The 25,727-nt window shown below is 61.0% G+C and carries 26 protein-coding genes; 11 read left to right on the top strand and 15 right to left on the bottom strand.

What is annotated here, in order from left to right:
* The first annotated feature begins 109 nt into the window (after positions 1-109).
* Entirely contained in the window at positions 110-1,987 is a 1,878-nt protein-coding gene (locus tag GR198_RS11835; protein ID WP_164069054.1) for a HAMP domain-containing methyl-accepting chemotaxis protein, read from the top strand.
* A gap of 89 nt (positions 1,988-2,076) precedes the next feature.
* Here GR198_RS11835 and GR198_RS11830 read toward each other — a convergent pair whose 3' ends face one another.
* The 4 genes from GR198_RS11830 to GR198_RS11815 all read right to left on the bottom strand — a co-directional run bounded on the left by GR198_RS11830 (position 2,077) and on the right by GR198_RS11815 (position 5,021).
* On the bottom strand, positions 2,077-2,625 hold the full coding sequence (locus GR198_RS11830) for a nuclear transport factor 2 family protein (protein ID WP_164069007.1): 549 nt from the start codon (positions 2,623-2,625) through the stop codon (positions 2,077-2,079).
* An 81-nt stretch (positions 2,626-2,706) separates the two neighbouring features.
* Positions 2,707-3,510: an SDR family oxidoreductase gene (locus tag GR198_RS11825; protein WP_164069004.1), complete on the bottom strand. Its 804-nt coding sequence runs from the start codon at positions 3,508-3,510 to the stop codon at positions 2,707-2,709.
* Between the two features lie 55 nt (positions 3,511-3,565).
* Entirely contained in the window at positions 3,566-3,964 is a 399-nt protein-coding gene (locus GR198_RS11820; protein WP_164069002.1) for a GlcG/HbpS family heme-binding protein, read from the bottom strand.
* Positions 3,965-4,133: 169 nt separating this feature from the next.
* Entirely contained in the window at positions 4,134-5,021 is an 888-nt protein-coding gene (locus tag GR198_RS11815) for an AraC family transcriptional regulator (RefSeq protein WP_029871706.1), read from the bottom strand.
* A gap of 334 nt (positions 5,022-5,355) precedes the next feature.
* Between GR198_RS11815 and GR198_RS11810 the strand changes: the two genes are divergently transcribed.
* Entirely contained in the window at positions 5,356-5,745 is a 390-nt protein-coding gene (locus GR198_RS11810) for a RidA family protein (protein ID WP_164069000.1), read from the top strand.
* Here GR198_RS11810 and GR198_RS11805 read toward each other — a convergent pair.
* The 6 genes from GR198_RS11805 to GR198_RS11780 all read right to left on the bottom strand — a co-directional run bounded on the left by GR198_RS11805 (position 5,742) and on the right by GR198_RS11780 (position 11,800).
* Positions 5,742-6,323 carry an NAD(P)H-dependent oxidoreductase gene (locus tag GR198_RS11805; protein WP_164068998.1) on the bottom strand — a complete coding sequence of 194 codons (582 nt, stop codon included), beginning with the start codon at positions 6,321-6,323 and terminating at the stop codon, positions 5,742-5,744. The two genes, GR198_RS11810 and GR198_RS11805, sit on opposite strands and share 4 nt — an antisense overlap.
* Positions 6,320-7,729 carry an FAD-binding oxidoreductase gene (locus GR198_RS11800; RefSeq protein ID WP_164023432.1) on the bottom strand — a complete coding sequence of 470 codons (1,410 nt, stop codon included), beginning with the start codon at positions 7,727-7,729 and terminating at the stop codon, positions 6,320-6,322. Before GR198_RS11800 ends, GR198_RS11805 begins: the two co-directional genes overlap by 4 nt.
* Before the next feature lies 1 nt (position 7,730).
* Positions 7,731-9,044: a cytosine deaminase gene (locus tag GR198_RS11795; RefSeq protein ID WP_164023431.1), complete on the bottom strand. Its 1,314-nt coding sequence runs from the start codon at positions 9,042-9,044 to the stop codon at positions 7,731-7,733.
* Positions 9,044-9,886 carry an ABC transporter permease gene (locus GR198_RS11790; protein ID WP_164023430.1) on the bottom strand — a complete coding sequence of 281 codons (843 nt, stop codon included), beginning with the start codon at positions 9,884-9,886 and terminating at the stop codon, positions 9,044-9,046. Before GR198_RS11790 ends, GR198_RS11795 begins: the two co-directional genes overlap by 1 nt.
* On the bottom strand, positions 9,886-10,710 hold the full coding sequence (locus tag GR198_RS11785; protein ID WP_027664398.1) for an ABC transporter ATP-binding protein: 825 nt from the start codon (positions 10,708-10,710) through the stop codon (positions 9,886-9,888). Before GR198_RS11785 ends, GR198_RS11790 begins: the two co-directional genes overlap by 1 nt.
* Positions 10,711-10,783: 73 nt before the next feature.
* Complete coding sequence (locus GR198_RS11780; RefSeq protein ID WP_003550593.1) at positions 10,784-11,800, bottom strand: ABC transporter substrate-binding protein; 1,017 nt, start codon at positions 11,798-11,800, stop codon at positions 10,784-10,786.
* Between the two features lie 183 nt (positions 11,801-11,983).
* On the opposite strand from GR198_RS11780, the gene GR198_RS11775 reads away from it, so the two are divergent.
* Entirely contained in the window at positions 11,984-12,973 is a 990-nt protein-coding gene (locus GR198_RS11775; protein WP_164068996.1) for a LysR family transcriptional regulator, read from the top strand.
* Here the strand turns inward: GR198_RS11775 and GR198_RS11770 are convergent.
* The gene (locus tag GR198_RS11770) at positions 12,936-13,802 is read right to left on the bottom strand and encodes a creatininase family protein (protein ID WP_204337068.1); all 867 of its coding nucleotides are present in this window, start codon (positions 13,800-13,802) and stop codon (positions 12,936-12,938) included. The genes GR198_RS11775 and GR198_RS11770 overlap by 38 nt on opposite strands.
* A gap of 234 nt (positions 13,803-14,036) precedes the next feature.
* Here GR198_RS11770 and paoA point away from each other — a divergent pair, with 234 nt between their 5' ends.
* The 5 genes from paoA to GR198_RS11745 are packed head-to-tail and all read left to right on the top strand — an operon-like array spanning position 14,037 to position 19,422.
* Entirely contained in the window at positions 14,037-14,684 is a 648-nt protein-coding gene (gene paoA, locus GR198_RS11765) for an aldehyde dehydrogenase iron-sulfur subunit PaoA (protein ID WP_222379154.1), read from the top strand.
* Positions 14,681-15,631, top strand: a complete 951-nt coding sequence (locus tag GR198_RS11760) for an FAD binding domain-containing protein (protein ID WP_164023427.1) — start codon at positions 14,681-14,683, stop codon at positions 15,629-15,631. The genes paoA and GR198_RS11760 overlap by 4 nt, the downstream gene beginning before the upstream one ends.
* 3 nt (positions 15,632-15,634) lie before the next feature.
* Entirely contained in the window at positions 15,635-17,833 is a 2,199-nt protein-coding gene (gene paoC, locus GR198_RS11755) for an aldehyde oxidoreductase molybdenum-binding subunit PaoC (protein WP_164068994.1), read from the top strand.
* A 55-nt stretch (positions 17,834-17,888) separates the two neighbouring features.
* Positions 17,889-18,818 (top strand): XdhC family protein, encoded by a 930-nt coding sequence (locus GR198_RS11750; RefSeq protein ID WP_029871695.1) that lies wholly within the window; start codon positions 17,889-17,891, stop codon positions 18,816-18,818.
* On the top strand, positions 18,811-19,422 hold the full coding sequence (locus GR198_RS11745; protein ID WP_164068991.1) for a nucleotidyltransferase family protein: 612 nt from the start codon (positions 18,811-18,813) through the stop codon (positions 19,420-19,422). Before GR198_RS11750 ends, GR198_RS11745 begins: the two co-directional genes overlap by 8 nt.
* A gap of 121 nt (positions 19,423-19,543) precedes the next feature.
* On the opposite strand, the gene GR198_RS11740 is transcribed toward GR198_RS11745, so the two are convergent.
* Together GR198_RS11740 and GR198_RS11735 are read right to left on the bottom strand one after the other, a co-directional pair.
* A complete protein-coding gene (locus tag GR198_RS11740; protein WP_164068989.1) occupies positions 19,544-20,881 on the bottom strand; it encodes an epoxide hydrolase family protein in 1,338 nt (445 codons plus the stop codon).
* 194 nt (positions 20,882-21,075) lie between these two features.
* On the bottom strand, positions 21,076-21,666 hold the full coding sequence (locus tag GR198_RS11735) for a TetR/AcrR family transcriptional regulator (RefSeq protein ID WP_026238463.1): 591 nt from the start codon (positions 21,664-21,666) through the stop codon (positions 21,076-21,078).
* A 118-nt stretch (positions 21,667-21,784) separates the two neighbouring features.
* On the opposite strand from GR198_RS11735, the gene GR198_RS11730 reads away from it, so the two are divergent.
* Positions 21,785-23,011, top strand: coding sequence for an MFS transporter (locus GR198_RS11730; protein WP_164068987.1), 1,227 nt, complete (start codon positions 21,785-21,787; stop codon positions 23,009-23,011).
* 60 nt (positions 23,012-23,071) lie between these two features.
* On the opposite strand, the gene GR198_RS11725 is transcribed toward GR198_RS11730, so the two are convergent.
* Positions 23,072-23,974 (bottom strand): LysR family transcriptional regulator, encoded by a 903-nt coding sequence (locus GR198_RS11725; RefSeq protein ID WP_164068984.1) that lies wholly within the window; start codon positions 23,972-23,974, stop codon positions 23,072-23,074.
* Between the two features lie 96 nt (positions 23,975-24,070).
* Between GR198_RS11725 and GR198_RS11720 the strand changes: the two genes are divergently transcribed.
* Together GR198_RS11720 and GR198_RS11715 are read left to right on the top strand one after the other, a co-directional pair.
* The gene (locus tag GR198_RS11720; protein ID WP_164023420.1) at positions 24,071-24,391 is read left to right on the top strand and encodes a nuclear transport factor 2 family protein; all 321 of its coding nucleotides are present in this window, start codon (positions 24,071-24,073) and stop codon (positions 24,389-24,391) included.
* Entirely contained in the window at positions 24,391-25,170 is a 780-nt protein-coding gene (locus tag GR198_RS11715) for an SDR family oxidoreductase (RefSeq protein WP_029871689.1), read from the top strand. The genes GR198_RS11720 and GR198_RS11715 overlap by 1 nt, the downstream gene beginning before the upstream one ends.
* Before the next feature lie 20 nt (positions 25,171-25,190).
* On the opposite strand, the gene GR198_RS11710 is transcribed toward GR198_RS11715, so the two are convergent.
* Positions 25,191-25,658: a MarR family winged helix-turn-helix transcriptional regulator gene (locus GR198_RS11710; protein ID WP_029871688.1), complete on the bottom strand. Its 468-nt coding sequence runs from the start codon at positions 25,656-25,658 to the stop codon at positions 25,191-25,193.
* Between the last annotated feature and the right edge of the window lie 69 nt (positions 25,659-25,727).

Here is a 25,727-nt window from a genome sequence, read left to right as displayed (position 1 = left end):
GCAAATGAGGCGGGAACATTGTTTAGTTAATACTAAATTATGGAATCCGGTGCGAGATCTTACATCAGCCGGCACGCCGCTCGTCCCAGCTATCTTCGAGGAGACCCGCATGAAACGCCCGAGTATCAAGCAAGCCCTGATCTTAAAGCTGTCGATCATCACTCTGTTCATGGTTAGCCTGTCCTATGTCTCGCTGAGCACGATTTCGACGCTTCGTGCCAATACCGAGCAGATCGGGACCTTCTGGATGCAGCGGCTTGTGACGGCTCGCGAGATCAAGGATGACTTCCTCGACCTGAAACTGGTCTATGCCCAGTACCTCCTGGAGGATACGGCGGAGGAGCGGATGGTCGGACAACAAAAAATCGATGCCGCCGGCGCCGCGGTCGAGAAAGTCGTCACCGAATACGAAAAGGGTGTCCGCACCGAGCGTGGACGCGAACTGATCAACCAGATGAAGCCGGAACTCGCCAAATATCGCGCGCTGGCAGAGCAAATGATCGCGCTTGAAAATGACGGGAAGACGCCTGAAGCAATCCGTCTTTTCAAGGAAAATATGGAGCCACAAGCCGAGCTGGTGAACAAGGCGGTGGCGGACCTGGTCACTTTCATTCTCAGCCAGGCCGAAGGCTTTGTGGCCGCGAGCGGTGCTTCCGCACAATCCGCTTTCATGCTGACGGCCACGATCGCAGTGCTGGCCGTGCTTCTTGCCGTAGCCGGAATCTTATTTGCGATATCAGGCATCGCCAACCCAATCCGAAGCATCGCCTCCGCGATGAGGCGCTTGTCGGATGGCGATCTTGACAGCGATATTCCCTATGCCGGTCGCGCCGACGAAGTCGGCGAGATGGCCGGCGCGGTTGAAATCTTCCGTCATAACGCCCTCAACGTCGTCAGGCTCGAGAAGGAAGCCGCCGAATCCCGCAGCGAGAGCGAAGCAGCGCGCGCCGCAGCCCAGCAGCGCGCCGAACGCGAGGCGGAACAACTGCGCTTCGCGACCACGACATTGGGCGAAGGTCTCCGGCGGCTTGCATCAGGCGACATATCCTTCCAGCTTTCGGAGCAATTTGCGGCCGAATACGAAGCCTTGCGCGAAGACTTCAACGCTTCGCTCCGGCAATTGGGCGCGACGATCGGCGCCGTGCTCCAGACGGTATACAGCATCGATAATGGCACTGGTGAGATTGCATCTGCCGCGCAGGATCTTTCCAAGCGCACCGAACAACAAGCCGCCTCTCTCGAGGAAACGGCCGCAGCCCTGGAAGAGATCACGTCGAATGTGACGATGGCGACCAAACGCACCGACGAGGCGCGCAATGTCGCCAAAGAAGCCGATATCAGTGCCCAGCGGTCGGCAAATGTCGTCTCTCAGGCGGAACAGGCCATGCGACGCATCGAAGACAGTTCACAGCAGATTTCGAACATCATCGGTGCAATTGATGAAATCGCCTTTCAGACGAACCTCCTGGCGCTGAATGCCGGCGTTGAGGCTGCCCGTGCGGGTGAGGCGGGCAAGGGTTTTGCCGTTGTCGCCCAGGAAGTCCGTGAGCTCGCCCAGCGTGCCGCTCAAGCGGCCAAGGAAATCAAAGGCTTTATTCAAAAGTCATCAGCTGATGTGGAAAATGGCGTGAAACTGGTCCTCGAAACCGGAACCTCGCTCAAGTCGATCGGTGAGTACGTTGTCCATATCAACCAACTCATGGATGCGATTGCCACATCGGCGCGCGAGCAGTCGACTGGACTTGCCGAGATCAACACGGCCGTCAATCAAATGGACCAGGCGACCCAGCAAAACGCGGCAATGGTCGAGCAATCGACGGCTGCCGTTGCCTCATTGTCCTCCGAGGCAGGCCGCCTGCGGGATCTGGTCAACCAGTTTCAATTGGACGGCGACAAAAGTGCCGCGGACGGGCAGCGCAGCGGGCGGGCCTTTGAAGGCAATAGGCCAATCCACTTGGTCGCTTCGCGGCGCGTGACGCAAAGATGAAGCCTGACCGACGTCAGATCAGATACACGAGATAACTTGAACTTCCGTCCTGACGAATGCTGCATGGATCCAGTATGTGGCCGTTCCGGCTATTCGGCCGGTGTCACGCGGGTCCAGAACGCGTTGAACACGACCGAATCGAAGAAGGCCGAGGCGCGGACGATACGGCCGTCGCGCATGTCGAGGAACCAGGCATAGGTGTTGGCGTAGGGCTCCCCGTCGCGGGCCATGCCGCGGGCGTCGAAAAAGACGATCACAGTGTCGCCGTCGGCATAGACGTTGCGGATCGCGGGCTTCAGCGGCGCCTTCATGCGGGCATTAAACGGACGGATGACCTCGCGCAAGAACGCCTCGCGACTGGGATAGGTCTTCGATGCCAGCGAATAACCCTCGATCGTCCAGCGGGCGTCGTCAGCGAGGAGGTCATAAGGGCTGCCTGTGCCGGCCGCCCACGCTTCAAAGCCAGCCTCGACGGTCGTCTTGTTGCGGCGTTCGGTCTCGGTCAGCGTCTGCGGTGCGGCGCGCGCTTCCAGCCCACCCATAGCCAATATGGTGGCGGCGATGCCGAAGGCAGCGTTGAAGATGCGGCGGACAAAGGATTCCTGGCTGCGGACAGTTGCGGTTGCGGTGATGGACATCGTTTCCTCCAAGGATCGGGTTGGTGGCGCGACACCCGCAGGCCGGGTGCCGCTTGCAGCGCTTGCCGCCAAAAACTCTGCTCAGATCTGGTTTTCCCAGGCTCTCAGCTGATGCTCCTTCAGCATGTCCTCGACCACCTTCGGAACCACGTTGCGGAACCTGCCGGTGTCGGCCGGAACGATGTCGATCATACGGTCGATCATTTCCTTCGGGTCCATCGTACCTTCGGGGGTGGCGAAGAAATCGTCGAAGCCCTTGCGCAGATCTGCGCGCTTGGTGAAGTTCTTGCTGTCATCCAGCCAGCGGAACGGATTGTCGGCCATCGTCTCGTTGTAGCCGGTGTAGTAGGCGCCTGGATTGATCGTCTGGATCTTGATGCCATAAGGGGCGAGTTCCTGCTGCAGCGCTTCGGCGATCGATTCCAAAGCGTGCTTGGTGGAGACATAGGTGCCCCAGTTGGCCGGTGTGAAGAGGCCGCCCATCGAGGACGTGAAAACCACCTTGCCCTTCTTGCGTTCGCGCACCCATTTCTGGACGACGCCCTGGGTCAGCGCCAGCGGCAGGAAGACGTTGACTTCGTAGTTCTTACGAACGAGCTCGATCGGGATTTCCCAGACCGGGCCGGCTTCGCCCATGCCGGCATTGTTCCAGAGGACGTCAAAGTCCCAGCCCTGCGCCTGCTTGATGTCGTAGGGGTCGGTGAGGTCGAGACGCTCGACGCGGAAGTCCTTCAGTCCGAGGGCGGCGATTTCCTCACGCAGTGGCGTGACCTGTGACGAAACCTGCGTGGTCGCGATGATGTTGTGGCCGTTCTTTGCCATGCCGATGGCGGCAGCCTTGCCGAAGCCGGAGCCTGCACCGGTGATCAAAATGGTCTTGGTCATGCGACATTCCTTTCGATACTTTGGGGTTGGTCAAAATCAAGGGTCGGCACAAGCATCACGCGACGGCTGCAGCCGCTGCCTGCGCGATCTCGAGATCCTGCGGAACCGCTCCGCCGGAAACGCCAACGGCGCCGATCACCGTGCCGTCGCGGGCAAAAAGCGAGATGCCGCCGGGAAAGGGAGCCAGGCCGCCGTTGGATAATTCGAGGGCATGGGCGGGAGCGCCGGGCTTGCAATATTCCCAGACGGCCTCGCTTGTCGTTTGAAACAATACGGCCGTCCGGGCTTTGCCCATAGCAAGGTCGATCGAGCCGAGCACTGCGCCGTCCATTCGGCTGAACGCCTTGAGATGGGCTCCGGCGTCCAAGACCGTGATATTGACCGGCACGCCGATTTCTTTAGCCCGCGACTCGCCTGCGGCGATGATCCGGCGAGCGTCGTCAATGGTAATCATCTGCCTGACTCCTCTTTTCGTTTGGGGACTAAGGCCCCCGCTCGATGAGACAGGTGTAGGCCGAAAAGGGCTTTGCAGTATTTTCAGCTCTTGCTGCGCTATGCGCAAATCTTGCGCTCCGGCGTGCGTGCGTGCACGAACGGCGAACTTCTCCGGCAGGCAGAAACTGCTAATCGGTGATGAGCGCGCGGTACTGGCCGGGCGTCAAACCGGTCATCTTGCGAAAGACGCGCGTGAAATTCGCCTGCGAGCCGAAGCCGGTATCGAGCGCGATCTCCACGAGCGAGGATCGCGCAAGCCGCAGCTTTTCCTTGGCCGCCTCGATCCGTCGCTCGGTGACGTAGCGATGCGGGGTCAGGCCGGTGGCCTTGCGAAACATACGGGCAAAATGAAAGGGACTAAGGCAGGCCTCGGCAGCAAGGTCATTCAGCGAGATCTCTGCGGCGATGCGGGCTTCGATGAAATCGAAGACGCGTTGCAGCCTTTTTGGATCGATGGTCGGGACCCGCGCGGCAGGATGCCACCGACCAGACGAATAGGTGCCGAGCAGGTGCGCCACCAGCGCCATCTGAATCCCGTCGAGGAAGAGTCGATCGGTCGGCTCCAGGCTTCTGTTCAACAAACCGCGAAAGAGCTGGCCGATATGCAGCACCATGGGATCGGGGACGCCGCCCGCATAGGCGAGTTGCACCCTGGCCGGGTCGATGTCAAAGTTCAAAAGCGCGCTCTCACCGACGAGCGACGGCGGCAGGAAGATGTGCAGGGACTCGGGCATGGTGCCGATGATTTCGACATCGCTCTCATGGACACCCGCCGGACATATCCAGGCGACACCGGGGCGAGCGATAGCCTCCTGCCTGTGACCGTCACCGGTCCACCTGATCTTCGACTGGCCCGACAGCAGGACGGCTATCTCCGTGCATTCGAGTGTAAGATCGACCTGCCAGCCCGGATCGAAACGCCGGAGCTCGACCTGCAGCGATGAGCACTCAACGAGCCCGCCCACTCGCTCGCTGGTCCGATACTTTCTGTCCCCTTGCGATTCCACGAAAGTCATGTCGCATCCACGCCGCGAAGATAGATCTAAACTCGAATTGTTCGGTCTCGGCGGGCCGATTGTCGCCGCCACGCTGCCATCAATCTGCAATCATCTTTGATTTATGAAATGAATATTTTTCAGGCACGCCGCACTGCTGTCAGTAGCCGGCGTATTACGATCAGGATTTTGGCTGAAATTCAGGCGAGCGCAAGTCCGATAGCCCGAAGTGATACTGCCACGGTCCTCCCTCTTTTGCCGCAAGACACCATGGAAGACGGCGATATTCTCATATCCCGCTGCGTCCTGTAGGGTCGCGGGACTGCGAACCTATGGGAAAATTTCAGAGAGATCGATGAAGAAGACCTTCAATCCGGCCTCAGTGCGCCGGCCTTTTGGAAATTACAATCACGGCCTGCTGGTGCCGCCCGGCGCATCGCTTCTGGTCACGTCGGGTCAGCTTGGTATCGGTCTCGACGATACTGTTCCGAGCGATATCACTGCTCAGGCGGAACTCTGCTTCGAGGCGATCAAGGCGATACTCGAAGAGGCGGAAATGAGTTTTGCCGATGTCATCCGCATTTCAGGCTTCGTCACCCGCCGCGAGGATTTCCTGGCCTATATGGCCGTACGGGATCGCTATACGCTCGATCCGAAGCCGGTTTCCACCTTGTTGGTCATCGGCGGCTTTACGCGCCCTGAGTTCCTGGTCGAAGTGGAAGTGACGGCCGCGAAAATTTTCTAGAATCGCTCCATCGCGTTTCCGACGCGGGCGAGGAACTTTGCCCGCGTCTCCGAGGTGCAATTGTTCATGTCGTAATGGGCGAGGAACGTCACCGGTCTCACCGGATTGATCTGCGCCCTCAGCACGCGCTTGACGATTTTCTTCGGCGGGTTGCCGGCGGCGAAGGCCCGGAAGGGCGTTGCGCCATAAGTCAGGACGGCTGCGAGCTTGCGGATGTGGCGCAGCCGCGATTCCACCTTGCCGTTGACCAGCTCGAAGGAAACGCCCGGCAGCCAGACGCGGTCGAAATATCCCTTGAGGATCGCCGGAAAGCCGAAGTTCCAGATCGGGGTGCAGATCACCAGCCCCTCGGCCGCCTTCAACCTTTCGACATGCGATTCCACCAGCTTCAGATTTTCCGGATAGTCGTGATAGGCGAGCCGGTCCTGGCGCGAGAGCACCGGATCGAACCGCTCTTCATAGAGGTCGCAGGCGTCCACCATATGCCCGGCCTTCTGCAGGCTCTCGACGGTCTGCCGGTAAAGCGCCTTGCCATAACTTTCCTCGACCGGGTGAGAGTGGAGGACGAGAACCCTCATGAGGCCTCCATCAGGGCCGCCAGGCCAGGGAAGAGATAGTTCTTGCCGGCGTTGAAATCGAAATCAGGATTTTCCCACGCGATCATCTTGCCGGGATTGAGCAGGCCCTTCGGATCGGTTTCCTGTTTGAAGGCGAGCTGCACCGCGTCGGTCCGCTTCATGCCGCCTTCTTCGAGCGTATAGCGGTGCGGATTGAAGATCGGGCATCCATTGTCCTGGTGGATCTTGATGATCTCCTCCAGCCGCTCTTCGGTGGTATAGCGCACCAGCGGCAGGCCGGAGCACTGGATCTGGCCATCGAACTTGATGAATTCGAGATGACCCGGCACTTCGTCACCGAAAATTTCGACCATCTTCCGCACCTTGGCGACATGATCGGGTCCCGGATATTGCACCTGCAGATAGGTGAAGCTCGGGTCGACCTTCAGCGCGCGCAATGTCGTGTGGTTCCAGGCAAGCTCGTAGGCGTGCGGGATGCCGCGCATGCTTTCCACCTTGTCGGAGCGGAACATGATCTCGCCCTTCTGCGGCGCCGTGAAAGCCAGAAAGGCATCCATGGAGTGCGGCGCGATCATCAGCACGACGATCGACTGGCCCTGACGGATGTAGGGCTTGTGGCGGGTGAAATAGTCGTAAGGAATGGGAGCGGCGATCGGGGCAATTTCTTTGACGAGAATGCCGTTGCATTTCGCCAGCGCATCGGAAAAACGCACCGCTTCCATGAAGTCGTCATAGCCGACCAGCACATCGACCCAGTCATAGGCAGGTGCAAGCGGCATCTCGATCTCGGTGATGATGCCGTTGGTGCCATAGGCGTGGCTCACCTTCTGGAGATCCCAGCCGGTGAGATCGAGCACGCGCGGTTCGGCTTCCATGGTGACGACGCGCAGGCGCAATATATTGCCGATGTCGCGCAAGCCGCCCCAGGTGATCGAGCCGACGCCGCCGGAACCGCCGGCGATGAAACCGCCGACCGTCGCCGTCTGCGCGGTGGAGGGGTGGAAGCGCAGCTCCTGGCCGGAATGGGCCTTGGTCTGCTTGTCGAGTTGGGCAAGAACGATGCCCGGTTCGCAGACGACACGGCCAGGATGGATCTCCTTGATCTTGTCCATGGCGGCAAGGTTCAGCACGATACCGCCGGAAAGCGGCATGGCCTGGCCGTAATTGCCGGTGCCGGCGCCGCGCGGCGTGACCGGCACGCCATGGGCAAAGGCGACCTTCAGCGTCCGGATAACCTCTTCCTCGGTCTTCGGCGTGACGACGAGATCGGCCGTCACATTGTCGAGCTGCGCCTTCAGGATCGGCGAGTACCAATAGAAATCCCGGCTCTTCTGGCGAACGAGCGCTGGATTGTCCTCGACGGCGATGCCTTCGAGGTCCTTTTTGATCTTCTGATAATCGGCCATGTCAGGCTCCAACGACGCTATCGAGTTCACGGTAATCCGGCAGGCTGCGGTCGATCACCTTGCCGCGGCGAAGCACGACGCGGTCAGCCTGAGGACGGGACAGGAATTCACTCCAGCGCCGCGCGCTGAAGAGCACGAGATCGGCGGGATCGCCGGCGGCGATACGGCCCTTGTCCGGTCGCCCGACGATGGCGGCGGGCGAGGTGGTGACGACACGGGCGGCGGTATCGAGCGGGTGGTCGAGATGCAGAATCCGCACGGCTTCGCGGAAGACCTCCACCGGATCGAGATCGCCATAGGCATAGAAGGGGTCGCGGGTATTGTCGGATGCGACCGCGGTCGCGACACCGGCAGCGGCCAGCTCCTTGAACAGGGTGACACCGCGCCAACGCGGGGTGCGGCCGGGATAGCGGTCCTGCAGATACATATTGCACATCGGCAGCGCGATGACCGCGACACCTGCCTTGGCAACCAACTCGACGGTGCGCGCGGCGGTGTCTTCGTCCTGGCGGGCGAGCGAGCAGCAATGGCCGGCGGTCACCTTGCCCTCGAACCCGTTGCGCAGCACGGCCTCAGCGATTGCCTTCAGCGTCTCGGCGCCGCGATCATCCGTCTCGTCGACATGCAGATCGACATCAAGGCCATGCTCCGCGGCAGTCCTGAAGAGCGTGTCGAGCTGCCAGACAAGCTCCGGCCCCATCCGGGTGACGCCGCCAAGCAGGCCGCCGGTCTGTCGGATTGTTGTGACGAGATCGGTAAAGAAGGCGCTGTCTGCCATGGCATCCAGCGGGAAGAGGGCAACCGCCTGCAATGCGATCCTGTCTTTCCAGGCATCCCGGATTTCGGCAAAGACCTCGAAGGAAATGCGATGCTGGGGCGCAAGCGAATCCAGGTGCGTGCGGATCAGGCTGGTGCCATGGGCATAGGCGGAGCGGAGCGAGAATTCCATGCGCCGTTTGACGTCTGCCGCCGACCAGTTGGCTTCACGGTCGGCCCTGACGGCATCGAGCGCACCCATGAAGCTACCGTCGGGATTGGCCTGGCGCGGCCAGATATGGCCTTTGTCGAGATGGGTATGGATATCGGCAAAGCACGGCCAGACCATGCCGTCCCTGAGATCGGTCCTGGCATAATCGGCGGGTGCGGCGCCGGCCGGCCGGATGGCGGCAATCATGCCGTCGCTGATGACGATATCGACCGTGGCCAGCCCTTCCGTGACCGGCACGTCGACATGATCGAGGCTGACGGCGGGCACTGTCGCATTGCTCAGCACGAAGCGAGCCGCATTCGGCGGGGATATAAAGGAATAGGTCATCAGTTTTCCCGTTTAATGCTGCTCTCATGCCAGCGGTGGAGGCTCAGCCAGGCGATGAGGGTAGTGAGGCCGAAGATCGCTACGCCAAGCATGGAGAGCATCAACAGGGCCGCGAAGAGCCGCGGGATGTTCATCCGGTACTGCGCTTCGAGCAGGCGGAAGGCGAGGCCGGATCCCGCGCCTGCCGAACCTGCCGCAAATTCCGCGACGACGGCGGCGATCAGCGCAAGGCCACCGCCGATCCTGAGGCCGGTCATGAAATAGGGTTGGGCGGCAGGCAGTTTGAGAAAGAGCAGCGTCTGCCAGCGCGAGGCGCCGTAGAGCTCGAAGAGGTTGATCAGATTGTGGTCGACGCTCTTCAGTCCCTGGACCATATTCGAAAGGATCGGGAAGAAGGCGACGAGGAAGGCGCAGATCAGCAGCGCGACCTGCGTCGACGGCGCATAGATCAGGATCAGCGGCGAGATGGCGACGATCGGCGTTACCTGCAGGATGACGGCAAGGGGATAGAAGGCAAGCTCGACCCAGCGCGACTGCACGAGAAAGATCGCAAAGCCGACGCCGCCGACAAGCGCCAGCATCAGCGACATGAAGGTGATCTTGGTGGTGACCCAGAGGGCAGGGGCCAACGTACCCCAATCCGTCACGAAGGCGTTTGCCACAGCGGCCGGTCCTGGCAGGATATAGGGCGGCACGCCGGACAGTTTCACATAGGCGTACCAGACGAGGATCATCAGGCCGATGACGAGGAAGGGGATGGCGATGCGCAGCGCAAGATCGCGGTGCCTTGCGCTTGCGGTACCCTTAATGAGCAGCGGCGATGTGTCTGTTTCGTCACTCATCAATGATCCCCTGCCGAATTGATCGCCCCGATCAGCGAATGCGACACCGTTTCGCAGGCCTTGCGGTATTCTTCCGAGGTGCGGTAGTGCGCGTCGCGTTCGAGGCTGGTGATCAGCGGCACGTCGGCATGCACGCGCCCGGGCCTTGCCTTCATCACGACGATGCGGTTCGAGAGATAGGCGGACTCGAAGACCGAATGCGTCACGAAAATCACCGTAATGCCGGTCGCCTTCCACAGCCGCAGCACGTCGTCGTTGAGCTTCTGGCGGGTGATCTCATCGAGCGCGGCGAAAGGCTCGTCCATCAGCAGCAGCTTCGGCTTCGTCACCAGCGCACGGGCGATCGAGACGCGCATCTTCATGCCGCCGGAAAGTTCGCGCGGATAGGCCTTGGCAAAATCCTGCAGGCCGACGGTGGCTAGCACTTCCATGATCTGATCATGCGCGGCTGCCTTCGAAACGCGCCTCAACCTCAGCGGCAGATGGACATTGTCGAACACGTTCTTCCAGGGCATCAACGTCGGCTCCTGGAAGACGAAGCCGATATCGCCTTCCGGCAGACCTCTGGAATTGATGCGCGAACTCGGCCAGTCGATCGTTCCCGAGGTGACATCACCGAGACCGGCGATGATGCGCAGTGCCGTCGACTTGCCGCAGCCGGAAGGACCGAGCAGGCTGACGAACTCGCCGCTTTCGACCGTCAGCGACATGTTCGAAAGGGCGACAGTGCCGCTGGAAAAGACCTTCGAGACCGACTGCATGATAACAAGCGGCCGCTTGCGCGTCTCTTTCGGGGATACCGCCTGGGCTTCTGCTGGGAGCATCGCTGTCTCGTTCATGCGGGAGGATACGGCCCGCCACGTCCTCAATGGCGGACCAGGAGAGCCGTCGGCCGGCCTACTTCTTCAGTGCCATTCCGGCACCCTTGCAGACGAACTTCGTCGTGAAGGCCTTGGTGTAATCGGTATCGGCCTTGAACACCTTGATGGCGGTCATCTCGTCGAAGAACTTCTTGTAATGGGCGTCAGTGATGCAGCCGATGCCCTTGTCGAGGCTGTCGCCGGATTCGATGATGCCGTATTCCTTCATCTTGGTGATCGAATAGGCGATCTGGCCGTCCGTTATTTCAGGATTGTCCTTCTTGATCAGCGCGTTCGCCTTGGCGTTGTCGCCGTAAAGGTAGTTGTACCAGCCCTCGATCGAGGCATCGACGAAGCGCTGCACGACGTCGGACTTGCCGTCGATCATCGCCTGCGTCGTCGTGATCATCGTCGAATAGGGCGAATAGCCGTTGTCGGCGAGCAGGAAGACCTTCGGCTCGAAGCCTGCCTGCTTCTGGATCTCGTAGGGTTCGGAGGTCAGGTATCCCTGCTGGGCAGACTCCTTGTCTGCGAGGAAGGGGGCGGGACTGAAGTTATAGGGCTTGTACTGCTCGTCCTTGAAGCCTTTGAAGTTGGCCTTCATCCATTCGAAATAGGTGAGGTAGCCGTCCTTGCTGAGGAACAGCGTTTTCAGCTTGGCGAGGTCCTCGAACTTGTCGACGCCATTGTCCGGATGGGCGATCAGTACCTGTGGATCCTTTTGGAAGATCGCGGCGACATCGACCAGCGGAATGCCCTGCTCGACGGCGGATATTTCTCCCTGAGGACCACCCATGTAGAAATCGAGCTTGCCGGAGATCAGCAGCGCGCTGTTTGCCGCATTCGGGCCACCCTGGACGATGGTGACGTCGAGGCCGTATTTTGCATAGGTGCCGTCGGCGACGGCTTGGTAGAAGCCGCCATGCTCCGCTTGGGCAAGCCAGTTCGTCCCGTAGCTCACCTTGTCGAGGGCAAGCGCCGGCGAGGCGGCGGCAAGCATCGAAGCGAGGCCGAGGCAGCCCAGGAATTGCGTCTTCGTCTGTGCTTTCAACATGGTCGGCAGTTCCCCTTTTTGACCGAGGGAGGCCTTGGTCGGCCTCCTTTTGAGGGAATTTGAGCCATTGCCATGCGCTTTGAAAAGCATCAAAATTCGTGCGCATTGATGCCTTTTCGGCATCTGTCGGAAAGCTGAAAATAATTTGTGCGCTCTGCGCAAAATTTATGCATCGGAGAGACCGTGCTGCACTCCAGACGCCTTCTTTACATCAACGAGATTGCCCGTTGCGGTTCGATCCGCAAGGCGGCCGCGCGCCTCAATGTTGCGTCATCGGCGGTCAACAGGCAGATTTTGGCGCTGGAAGAGGAGATCGGGGCGCCGCTTTTCGAGCGGCTGCCGCGTGGCTTGCGGCTGACGGCTGCCGGCGAACTCTGCATCGAGCATATCCGGGACGTGCTGAAGAATTACGAGCGTCTGGAGGGGCGCATCCGCAGCCTCAAGATGCAGCAAGCGGGGAAGGTGCGCATGGTGACCACCGTTGGGCTTGCCGCCGGACCGCTGCCCGAAATCATCGCGCGCTTTCTTTCAGAACATCCGCGCGTCTTCGTCCAGCTGCGCAACGACACCGGCGGCACGACGGCCAGCCCCGTTGTATCAGGCGAGGTGGATATCGGTCTTGGCTTCAACATCCCCGCCATGCCCGGCATCCGCACGCTCGGAAATTTCGATATCCCGATCGGTGTCGTGCTGCCGCCGGGGCATCACCTGATCGGTCCCGGGCCGATCAACATTGCCGATGTCACCCAGGAAAAACTGGTTCTGGCGCAGCCGGGCACCAGCCTGCGCGAGGTGATCAACCTTGCTTTTGCGCGTCTGCCCATTTCGGTCGAGCCGGTGCTGGAAACCAATGCATCGGAGATGCTGAAACAGCTCGTCAAATGCGGCACCGGGCTGACGCTGCTCAATCCGCTCGACGTCATCACCGAATGCCGGCGCGGTGAACTCGTCTTCCGGCCGATCGCCGAGCCGCATGCGCGTTACCAGCAGATGAAACTGTTTGCCCGCGCCCGTGCGCCGCTTGACGCGGCCACCAGCCTTTTCGTCGAATATCTGCTCGCCGAACTGCTCGGCCTGGTGCAGGAATTGCAGGCCAAGGGTCATATCCCACCGGATGTGAAACCCGCGGCTGAACCTATTTCACATAGAGATTCGAAAGCGGATAGGCCTTGAGATCCTGGAGCAGCTCGACGAATCCCTTGACCTGATGGCAGCAGATCGCCTCGCCCTTTTCGGCAGTGGCAATCGAGGCATCGCCGACCACGCCGAAGGGATTGAGGTCATGCGCGATCCAGGCCAGCGAATGCGGCGGCAGAGGCTGAAGAAACTTGGATTGCTCCCGCATCCCTTCGGCTTTCGAGGCAAAGTTCTGCGCCTTGTCCATCCGCACCAGTTCGGGGCGGAAGTGCAGCATCAACGACGTCTCGACATCGCCGCCGTGGATGCCGTATTTGCTCTCGTGATCGCTGACCATGCCTTCCGGATGACCGAAACGGCCCCATTGCGTGGAGACCACCGCCATTTGATGGCGCACGCGCAGTTCGCGCGCGACGATGCTCATGATGTCGACATTGCCGCCGTGGGAATTGACGATCACCATCTTCCGCAGCCCGGCTTCGGCAACCTTTGCGCCGATCGCCGTCCAGACGGGGATGAGCAGCTCGGCACCGAGCGACAGCGTGCCGGGGCCGTAGATGTGTTCGTTGGCCTTGCCGATCTCCTGTGTCGGAAGGACCAGCATGTCCAGATCCTCCGGCCGCTGCCTCTTCAGCTCCGCCAGCATGCCGGTCGCGATCGCGACATCCGTTGCGATCGGCAGATGCGGGCCGTGCTGTTCCGTCGAGGCGATGGGCAGAACGGCAATCGTGGTCTCGGGGGAGAGGCCGGCAAAATCATATGTATTGAGCTCGTTCCAGTAAAACGGCGTGGGCATGCGGTCTTCCCCTTTCGTCACCTGCTTCGATAGGGAGTAGGGAATAACGATGAGCCCGAAAAGCATCATTTTTTGCGCATGGCGCTGCTTTTTTTCGCGCGCATCGGCGGGCGTTGCTCCGCTGGCGCTTCCGCGTCCAAGCCAACTTCATTGAAGTTGTGGCTCGCGGCATCTTATGACCGCGGCTCGGGGAATTCATGAGCCAGATCGATAACCGTATGCAACGGAAGGGGTCTAATCAGGAGACGGAGTTGCACTACCTCAGCTGACGGCGTTGACGCGCGCCTATGTCCAACGAGCAAGGTGGAGCAGTTCATGCCAAGCCAGATACAACTGGAACTTTCCCGTCGAGATCTACTTATCTCGTCGGCCGCAACGATTGCGGTCACCGGAGCCGTCGCTCCCGCGGCGGCACAGTCCCCAGGAAATGACATGGCCTATACATCCAAGGTTTCCTTCGCGGTTAACGGTGAGAAGCGCGATCTCGAGGTCGACAACAGAACGTCGCTGCTCGACGCACTGCGCGAGCACCTGCATCTGACCGGCACGAAAAAGGGATGCGACCACGGCCAATGCGGTGCATGCACCGTCATGGTCGACGGCCACCGCATCAATTCCTGCCTGACGCTGGCGGTCATGCACGAAGGCGATCAAATCACCACGATCGAGGGCCTCGGCCAGCCTGAAAACCTTCATCCGATGCAGGCGGCATTCGTCAAGCATGACGGCTTCCAGTGCGGCTACTGCACGCCGGGACAGATCTGTTCCTCCGTGGCGGTGCTCGAGGAGATCAAGGCGAACATACCGAGCCACGTCACCGGCGATCTTACGGCAGAGGCGGCCGTCACTGCAGCCGAAATCCGCGAACGCATGAGCGGCAATATCTGTCGATGCGGCGCCTATTCCAACATTGTCGATGCCATTGCGGAAGTCGCGGGGATAAAAGCATGAGAGCCTTCACCTATGAACGTGCCTCGTCCGTCGAGGCCGCGGCCAAGGCGGCGGCCTCCAATCCCGAAACCAAGTTCATCGCCGGCGGCACCAATCTCCTCGACCTGATGAAGCTCGAGATCGAGACGCCGGCGCATCTGATCGACGTCAACGGTGTCGGCCTCGACAAGATCGAACCCACGGCGGAGGGCGGGCTGCGCATCGGCGCTTTGGTCCGCAACACCGCTCTTGCAGCTCACGAAATTGTTCGCCGCGACTACGGCCTGCTTTCCAGGGCGCTTGTCGCGGGCGCCTCAGGCCAACTGCGCAACAAGGCGACGACGGCCGGCAACCTCCTGCAGCGCACGCGCTGTCCCTATTTCTATGACCCGAACCAGCCGTGCAACAAGCGGCAGCCCGGCAGCGGCTGTTCCGCCATCGGCGGCTTCAGCCGTCAGCATGCAGTGGTCGGGGTAAGCGAGAGCTGCATCGCCACTCATCCGAGTGACATGGCCATCGCCATGCGGGCGCTCGATGCTGTTGTGGAAACGGTCAAGGCCGACGGAAGTCGCCGCGCGATTGCGATCGCCGACTTTCATCGGTTGCCCGGCGACACGCCTGATATCGAAACCGTTCTTGAGCGCGGCGAGTTCATCACGGCGGTCCTGCTGCCGCCCCCGATCGGCGGCAAGCACATCTATCGCAAGGTGCGAGACCGCGCCTCCTATGCCTTTGCGCTGGTCTCGGTCGGAGCCGTGATCCAGCCGGATGGGACAGGACGTGTCGCCGTCGGCGGCGTCGCCCACAAACCGTGGCGCATCGAGGCCGCCGAAGCCGAGCTGCCGAAAGGCGCGCGGGCGGTGGCAGGCGTGCTTCTTGCCGGCGCCCGCCCGACCGAACAGAACCGTTTCAAGATCGACCTGGTCGAGCGCACGCTCGGCGCGGTCATCGCCGAAGCAAGGGGTTGAGCCATGCAGTTCGATACGCCAGCGACAACCAACCCGATCGACAATCTGAAGGTCGTCGGCCAGCCGATCCACCGCATCGACGGTCAGCTCAAGACGACCGGCCGGGCGATGTACGCCTATGAGTGGCACGATCCGAATATGTCCTACGCCTATGGTTATCCCGTCGGTGCGGCCATCGCCAAGGGCCGCATCACGTCCATGGACGTTTCCGCCGCCAAAAGGGCTCCGGGTGTGCTTGCCGTCGTGACGACGCTCGACATCGGCGAGCGGAAGAAGGGCAGGTTCAACACCGCCAAGCTTTTCGGTGGCGACGAGGTTCAGCACTATCACCAGGCAATCGCGGTCGTCGTCGCCGAGACCTTCGAGCAGGCACGCGCCGCAGCCTCCCTGGTCAAGGTCGACTATGCCGAAGAAAAGGGTGTGTTCGATCTCGGCCAAGCAAAGGATTCGGCCGTCAAGCCGGATGAATCGCAGCAGCCCGATACCGCGGTCGGCGACTTCGAGGCTGCCTTCAGGTCAGCTCCCGTCACTGTTGACGCGTCTTATACGACGCCCGACCAGTCGCATGCAATGATGGAGCCGCACGCATCGATCGCGGCCTGGAATGGCGACGAGGTGACCGTCTGGACCTCCAGCCAGATGATCGACTGGTGGCGCTCCGACCTTGCAACAACGCTCGACATCGACAAGGAGAAGATCCATCTCATGTCGCCGTTCATCGGCGGCGGCTTCGGCGGCAAGCTGTTCCTGCGGGCGGATGCCGTGCTGGCCGTTGTCGGTGCGCGTGCGGTCAAGCGGCCCGTCAAGGTCGCCTTGCCTCGCCCCCTCCTGATAAACAACACGACCCACCGGCCGGCGACGATCCAGCGGATCCGTATTGGAACCGAGCGTGACGGCAAGATAACCGCCATTGCCCACGAAAGCTGGTCTGGCGATCTTCCGGGCGGTGGATTGGAGACAGCCGTCAACCAGACACGGCTCCTCTATGCGGGTGCAAACCGGATGACCGCAATGCGTCTTGCGACGCTCAACCTCCCGGAGGGCAATGCCATGCGCGCTCCGGGCGAAGCCCCCGGACTGATGGCGCTCGAAATCGCCATCGACGAGATTGCCGAAAAAGTTGGGATCGATCCTGTGCAGTTTCGGATCATCAACGACACGCAGGTCGATCCGGAAAAGCCGCAGCGGCCTTTTTCCCAGCGCAATCTCGTCGGCTGCCTCACGCTCGGTGCCGAACGGTTTGGCTGGGGTGAACGGGGAAGACCGGGTTCCAGGCGGGACGGCAACTGGCTGGTCGGCATGGGCGTTGCCGCTGCCTTCCGCAACAACCTCGTCCTTCCCTCCGGAGCTCGGGTAAAACTCGACCGGGAAGGCGTCGTAACGGTCGAAACCGACATGACCGACATCGGGACGGGCAGCTACACGATCATCGCCCAGACGGCGGCCGAGATGATGGGGGTCACGATCGACAAGGTCGCCGTCCAACTCGGCGACTCGCGTTTTCCGGTTTCTGCGGGTTCCGGCGGACAGTTCGGTGCGAACTCTTCCACGTCTGGCGTCTACGCAGCCTGTGTCACGCTGCGTGAGGCCATCGCCAAGAAGCTCGGCTTCAACTCCGAAGACATCGTCTTCGAGAATGGCGCGGTCCGCTCGGGCAATCGTTCGGTGCCTCTTGCCGAAGCCGCCGGTCCGGATGGCCTTGTCGGCGAAGACACCATCAAGTGGGGCGAGCTCACCGAAACGCATCAGCAATCGACATTCGGCGCGCACTTCGTCGAGGTTGGCGTCGACATTGCCACTGGGGAAAGCCGGATCCGCAGGATGCTCGCAGTCTGTGCGGCGGGAAGAATCCTTAATCCGATCACCGCCCGAAGCCAGGTCATCGGCGCGATGACGATGGGGGCCGGCGGTGCACTGTCCGAGGAATTGGCGGTCGACACCCGTCGCGGCTTCTTCGTCAACCACGATCTCGCCAGCTATGAAGTGGCGGTGCATGCCGACATTCCGCACCAGGAGGTGATCTTCATGGACGAGACCGATCCGATGTCCTCGCCGATGAAGGCGAAGGGCGTCGGCGAGCTTGGCCTTTGCGGCGTCGCGGCAGCAATCGCCAACGCCGTCTATAACGCGACCGGCGTCAGGGTCCGGCACTATCCGCTGACACTTGACAAGCTCATCGGTGGCTTGCCGGATGTGGCCTGATTATTTCGGCGGTGGTCTCGAAAGCGGACCGCCGTCACTTCCTGTAGGATTTCCGATGGATCAGACACTTGCGCCCATCACGGCGCCAATTCCCGTCAGGGCCTCGTCCACCGACGATCCGGCGGAACTGCTTCGCTTCGCGATAGACGCCCATGGTCTCGGCGCGGCGGCACTTGCCACCCTCGTCGAAATCCGGGGCGGAGCGGCGCGGGCGCTCGGCGCTCATATGGCGGTTGCCGCAGACGGGCGGTTCTGCGGCTATGTCTCCGGCGGATGCGTCGAAGCCGCCGTCGCTTCCGAAGCACTTCTTGCAATGGCGGAAGGACGGGACCGCACGGTCAAGTTCGGCGACGGCTCTCCCTTCTTCGACATTGTCCTTCCCTGCGGCGGCGGGATCGCTGTTGCAATCCATGTCCTCAAAGATGTCGGAGCTTTGCAGCATGTTCTTGATCGTCTCGAACGCAGGCAGGCAGCCGGCCTTGCATATTCGCCGGAGCGGCAGACGCTCGAAGCGGTAGACCCACTGCCACGGGCGTGCTGGCTCGAGCGAGATTTTCTGACCGTCTACCGTCCCCGTACCCGCATTGTCCTTTCCGGGCGGACCATCGAAGCGCAGGCCGTCGCACGACTGGCCGAGGCTTCCGCCTACGACGTGATCGTCAGGGGGCAGGACGAGGGGGCCAAGGTCGCAGCCGACATCATCGACCCCTTCACGGCCGTCGTGCTCCTGCATCATGACCTCGACGCCGAAGCCGCCATTCTCGAGACCGCGCTTCACTCACCCGCCTTTTATATCGGCGCGCTCGGCAGCACCCGGACGCATCATCGGCGTGTCGAGCGGTTGACAGCCATGGCTTTCGGAAAGGATGATATCGGTCGCATCAAGGCGCCCATCGGGATGTTCGGCCCGACGCGAGATGCAACCTCGCTCGCCCTGTCTGTTCTGGCGGATGTCGCCGCGGCAAGACTGGTGGCTTATGCGTGAGGCGTCAGTCGCGATCGTCATTCTCGCTGCCGGCAAGGCAAGCCGGATGGGTGAGGGTGGGAGGCACAAGCTGCTGGCCGAATTCGACGGCGTGCCGCTCGTGCGGCGGTCGGCATTGACCGCACTCGCTGCGGATGCAGCGTCCGTTATTGTCGTCACGGGCCATCGCAGGAGCGAGATCGAGGCCGCGCTCGATGGGCTCGCTCTGACTTTCATCGATAATCCCGATTACGCCAGCGGCATGGCGAGCTCGCTCAAAGCAGGATTCTCATCGAGGGACGCTGACAGCGCCGAAGGCATTCTCGTCATGCTGGCCGATATGCCCGGCATTTCCACGACGCATCTCGATGCCCTGATTTCCACCTTTCGAAACGCCGGCGGCGAGGCCGTCGTGCGCGCCGTCTCACGCGGCAAGCCGGGCAATCCCGTTATCCTGCCACGTTCTCTCAATCAGGCAATCCTGAGACTTGAAGGCGATGTCGGCGCGCGCGATATCATCGCCACATCAGGCCTGCCCGTGCTCGATGTCGATGTTGGCGACGCGGCCCTGCTCGACGTCGACACACCGGACGAGGTATTGGCGGCGGGCGGCGCATTGAACTGACCCCAGGAATAGAGTGAGATGAGGATGATTTGATGAAACGGTTCGAGTTCGATTCTCCGCGGCTTTGAATTCGCCACTCTCAGCCGCGGATATGCCAAGCCGTCATTCTGCAGCCGATGGATCAGCGCACCGACCTGAATGCCTCTCGCAGTTCCTCAGCGAAAAGCTTGGGCTGTTCCCAGGCGGCGAAGTGACCACCCATATCGACACGATGGTAATAATGCAGCGTGGGATAGGCCTCCTTGCTCCAACTCTCCGGCGCCTGGTAGATCTCCTTCGGGAACACGCTGATTGCCACCGGGATCTTGATCTCTTTGGTCTTCTGGGCGTCTGAGCTGAAGTTGTTGTTGTTGTTTTCCCAATAGAACCGCGACGAGGATGCCCCAGTGTTGGTCAGCCAGTACAATGTGATGTCATTCAGCATTTCGTCCTTGGAAAAAACACGCTCGGGAATGCCCTCGCTGTCGCTCCATTGAGCAAATTTTTCGTAGATCCAGGCAGCCAGACCCGACGGCGAGTCGGAAAGCGAGTAGCCGATTGTCTGCGGACGCGTCACCATCACGGCCCCATAGGCGGCATTCCGGCCGAAGAAGGTGCTCAACGATTCATAGGCATCCCGCTCGGGCGCCGACAGTCCCGCAGGAGCCGGGTCTCCACTATTGATCGCCTTGGTGAGATTGCCCGGAACGGTCGCCGGCATGTTGAGATGGATACCAAGCAAGCCCTTGGGTGCCTGGCGCGCCAGCGCGTCGGAGATAACGGAACCATGGTCGCCACCCTGGGAAACGTAGTGCGCGTAGCCGAGCCGCTTCATCAGGATGTCCCATGCCCGCGCAACGCGGTCGGGGCCCCAGCCAAGCTCCGTCGGCTTACCCGAAAAGCCGTAGCCGGGGATGGAAGGAATGACCACGTCAAATGCGTCCTCCGCTTTACCGCCATAAGCAGTCGGATCGGTAAGAGGGCCGATCGCCTTGATGAACTCGAAGGTCGAACCCGGCCAACCATGGGTCAGAATGACCGGAAGGGCGTTGGGATGACGCGATCGCACATGGATGAACTGGATATCGACCCCGTCGATCGTCGTGATGAATTCCGGAAGTGCATTGAGCTCCGCCTCGGCTTTGCGCCAATCGTAATCAGTGCCCCAGTAACGGACCAGATCCTGGACGCGCGAAAGCTGGATGCCTTGCGAGGTGTCGCTCACGGTCTCCTTGTCTGGCCAACGCGTTTCGGCAATGCGCTTGCGCAGATCGTCAAGCTGTGACTGCGGAACGTGGATCTGGAACGGGCGGATCGTTTCGTCGGCCTCGATCGGCGTCGCCGGCCCGTCCGATGTGACGTCGGCTGCACTCGCTGGCACAAGGTAACCGGCTGGGAACAGCAACATCGGTCCAACCGCCATCACCATTGCTCCGCGGGCAAGCCGGCGCCAGGCGAGAATATTGTCAAACTTCTTCATGAGGCACTCCATGTTCTTGTCGCCCGAGGCGACATTTCGTGACGGAGTGATGTCTGACGGGTCTGCGTATCTGGCATGTTTCAAGAAATGCCAAAAACGTATCAGAGTGTGGAGTGGCAGCTATACAGCGGCGGGAACGCGATCGTCAGGGAACGACCCAGGCCCCACGGCGCCGGAATAGAAAATCAAACACCTCATTGCTGCCTGCGGAGGCTGCCCAGCATAGCCTTGAATCCCGCAACCGCCCGCTTCGAAACCGCCTCCGGATTCTCGGCATTGGCGATCCAAAGCGCCATATGGCTGCTGGCGCCATTGATGAGGCGAGCGGCGGTTTCGGTGTCGATGTCGATGATCTCGCCATCGGCCTTGAGACGGTCGAGGCTGCGGGAGAGGGCGGCGATACAGCCGGGGGTGTTCTGCCATTGCGAGATATCGCCGAGGACAGCCGGGCCATCGCGAAACATGATACGCTGGATTTCGGGCTCAAGCGCCATTTCGATATAAGCGGAGCACTCGTCGACAAAGCCCTGCCAGCGCGTGGGAGCGGCGGCCGAGACCTCGTTCAGCCGTTCAGTCATTTCCGCGTCGATTTCCATGATCACGGCCTGGAGCAGGCCCCTCTTGTCACCGAAGTGGTGATAGAGGGCCCCGCGCGTCAATCCCGCTTCGCCGGTGAAATCGTCCATCGACGCTTCCGCATAGCCGATCGTGCCGAAGGCACGCCGCCCGGCTGCGATCAGTTTGCCGCGGGTCTCTGCGATCATCTCCTGGCGCGGTTTGCGCATGGCTTCTCCATTGGCATACGCCGCGTATCTTTTTCGTTGACATACGGGACGTATGCATTATCTAAACACATACGCTCCGTATATAAGTGTTCTATCCGATAGCTGGAAGGATCGTCCCATGTCAAATCCGTATAAACAAATATTCGCGGCACCTGGGGCCAAGGGCTTCTCCGCAGCCGGCTTCTTCGCACGCCTTCCCATCGCCATGGCGCCGATCGGCATCGTTGCCATGCTCTCCCAGGCACATGGCGAATATTGGCTGGCGGGCGCCGTGTCGGCGACTTATGCGCTCACCAATGCGGTGATCTCGCCGCAGATTTCGCGCGCGGTCGATCGGCTGGGCCAAACGGCAGTCGTCGTTCCCACAACCATCGTATCCGTGCTGGCGTTTATCGCGCTGATCACCGCGACCAACCAGAACTGGCCGGTGTGGACGCTGTTCGCCTCAGCCTTCCTCGCAGCGGCGATGCCGAGCATTCCGGCGCTGATGCGGGCGCGCTGGACGGAACTCTTTCGCAACCAGCCCGAGCTCAATACCGCCTTCGCGTTCGAAAGTGCCGCGGACGAACTGGTCTATATCGCCGGCGCCTCGCTATCGGTCGGGCTGGCCGTCGCCCTATTCCCGGAAGCCGGCATGATGGTGAGCACAGCTTTTCTGACACTCGGGACGGCCGCCTTCATCGTGCAGCGCGGCACCGAGCCGAAGGTGCGTCATGTCGCCGGCGCGGCTTCGGTTGGCTCCGCGATCCGCCAGCGTCCGGTGCAGATCATCACGCTCGCGCTGATCTTCGTCGGCGCGATCTTCGCAACCGCTGAAGTGAGTGTCGTCGCCATTACCAAGGAGCTTGGTCAACCGAATGCGGCAAGCCTGGTGATCGGTGTCTATGCCCTCGGTTCCTTCCTAGTGGGTCTGACCCTCGGCGCGCTTAATCTGCGCATCCCCTTGCACCGTCAGCTGCTGATCGCTGTTGCGATCCTCGCACTGACCTCGCTGCCGCTGCTCGTCGCCGACAGCTCGGTAACCCTGCTTGCTATCTCCGTCTTCGTCAGCGGCATCGCGATCTCGCCAACTTTTATAACGGCCTTCGGACTGATCGAGCGTCGCGTGCCGGAATCGGTGCTGACGGAAGGCGTCACCTGGGTGATGACCGGCATCGGCATCGGCATGGCGCTTGGCGCCTTCGTCACGGGCTGGGTCGTCGACAGCTACGGTCCCCAGAGCGGATTCTGGGTGTCTGCAGCCGCTGGGGCCGCAACCGTCCTTATCATTGCCCTCGGTCAGCGCACCCTCTCGGGCGAGTGCACCGGCGGGGAAGATTGCGCGATGCTGGAACCGGCGCAGTAGTAGGGCCGGCGGTAGACAGGAGCGACGCATCGGCCAACGGTTCAAGGTGAAGGCAGTGGGTCAAGCCGCTTTTCGGGAGAACTCACGAGCTAAGTCGAGGAATGCTCGGACGCCAGCCGATAGATTTCGGCGTCCAGGATAGTATAGGCATAGCCCTGGATACGGCAGCGTCCAATCTTCTAAAACACGAACAACGCGCCCCGCCTCTATGTCCGAGAGAATGTCCTGTTCAAAGAGGTAGCCCACGCCGGCGCTTTCGAGCACAGCAGTCCGCGTAAGGCTGGCCTCATCGAGTGCGATTGGCCCCCGCACGTCTATCTGCACCGGCTCGCCGTCTTTTTCGAACCGCCATCGAAACAAGGAGCCGTCTGGCAGGCGAACACGAATGCACCTGTGATTGAGAAGATCCGGAGGCACCATGGGCTTACCATGTTTCTCGAAATACTCGGGAGACCCAACCACTGCGTGTCGCTGAGGCCGGCCGAGCGAAACGGCAATCATGTCGCTGGGAACGAGGCCTTCAACCCTGACGCCCAGATCGAACCCGTCCTTGACGATATCGACCATTTTACCCTCGGTAACGATATCGACATTCATGTCGGGATAGCGGCGCAGGAACTCCAGCACGAGCGGTGAGATGATGGCGCGCGCCGCAAATGGCGCTGCGTTGATCCTTATCGTTCCAGAAGGGGTCTCGCGGTGGGAGCGCACCAGATCCAGAGCCGCATGAAGATCCTGGAGCGATGGCGCGACCTGCTGCACAAAGAGCCTGCCGGCATCAGTCAGCGACACGCTGCGTGTGGTGCGGTTGAACAGTCGCACGCCGAGCCCGGCCTCAAGCCTGCCTATGGTGTGGCTGAGCGCGGTGGTCGACATGCCGAGATCGATGGCTGCTGCGCGGAATGTCCCGCGCCGGGCAATCGCAATGGCCGCTTCGAGTTCCTTCAAGCTGGCGTGTTCCATTGTCCCGATCTGTTCAATACCGCATTCCGGTTTATCCCACTTATCTATGCAATGGTCGAGCGCTAACTATCGGGGCAGATCATGAGGAGAAACAGGATGGATTTGCCCGATATCGTGAACATGTATTTTGACGCCGACAGTCGCAATGATGCCGATGCGCTGGTGAAGACCCTCGCGGTCGATGCCGTGGTCGAAGATGAGAACGCTCGCCATCAGGGCGCCGTCGCAATCCGCGACTGGTGGGTGGCTGCGAAGAAGGCGACCCGATACCGTGCCGAACCCGTGGAATCCGCGGTTGACGGCGACAAGGCACTCGTCCGGGCGAGGGTGAGCGGCCAGTTTCCCGGTAGCCCGGTGATGCTCACCCACGCCTTCACCATCAAGGACGACAGGATCGTCAGGCTGGAGATATTATAATGGCCGACTTTCTCAACCTGAGAGGCAAACGGGCCCTCATTACGGCTGGAACCAAAGGTACTGGTGCCGCGACCGTCAGACTGTTTCGGGAGCTCGGCGCGCAGGTGCTGACGACAGCGCGGGCCTGTCCGGAAAGCCTGTCGGAAGAAATGTTCGTCGAGGCGGACCTGACCACAGAAGAGGGATGCGCAATCGTCGCAGAGGCCACGCGGCGCCGCCTTGGCGGCGTCGACGTCATCGTCCATATGCTGGGTGGCTCTTCAGCGGCCGGAGGTGGATTTTCTGCACTGTCGGAAGACGACTGGCATAAGGAGCTGTCGCTCAACCTTTTTCCAGCCGTTCGCCTGGATCGGCAACTGGTTCCGGACATGGTCGCTCAAGGAAACGGTGTGGTGGTGCATGTGACATCCATCCAGAGAGTCCTGCCGCTTCCGGAATCGACGACGGCCTATGCTGCGGCGAAGGCAGCGCTTTCCACTTACAGCAAGGCGATGTCGAAGGAAGTTTCGCCCAAAGGTGTTCGTGTCGTTCGGGTGTCGCCAGGCTGGATCGAAACGGAAGCTTCGGTCCACCTTGCAGAGCGCCTCGCGAAGCAGGCCGGAACAGACCTCGAGGGGGGCAAAAAGATCATCATGGACGGGCTGGGCGGCATTCCGCTGGGGCGTCCGGCAAAGCCGGAAGAGGTCGCAAACCTGATTGCCTTCCTCGCCTCGGACCGGGCTGCATCGATCACCGGTACCGAATATACAATCGATGGGGGGACAGTGCCAACAGCTTAGGCGCCGACATACACGGCAAATCAGGCGGGTGCGTCCCAGCCGCCGATCTGGGAATAGATCGCGTTGCGGAGATGGCGGACGTCGTGGTTCAGAGCGCCCAGTTCCTGTGGCGTCTGGGTCGAAGCTGCAAGCAAGGTGTCGCTGAGACAACCAGCCTTGTGCTGTAACGCCCTGCCTTCGTCGGTCAACGCAATCAACACCTGGCGCTCGTTGCTCAGGTTTCTGGTCCTACGCAGCAGGCCGGATACCTCAAGGCGCTTTAGAAGCGGCGTCAGCGTGCTGGATTCCAGGGCAAGGGCATTGGCAATGGCGCCCACCGTCTGCCCATCCTCGCCCCACAGCACGTTGAGCACGAGGTACTGCGGGTACGTCAGGCCCAACTCATCGAGAAGGGGCTTGTAAGCACGCTGGATGGCAATACCAGCAGTGTAAATTGCGTAGCACAATTGGTCGTGCAGAGGGGGCGGGTCGTTATGGCGTGCGGTCATTGTGAGCTCCTGTAGACTCCATATAGCCCATGCTAGAGAGAAATTAAATATCGCGATAAGAATTATCTT

Origin of the sequence: Rhizobium leguminosarum (assembly GCF_010668065.1) — a bacterium.
Taxonomy (GTDB): Bacteria; Pseudomonadota; Alphaproteobacteria; order Rhizobiales; family Rhizobiaceae; genus Rhizobium; species Rhizobium leguminosarum_S.
This window is presented reverse-complemented; position numbering and strand designations above follow the sequence as displayed.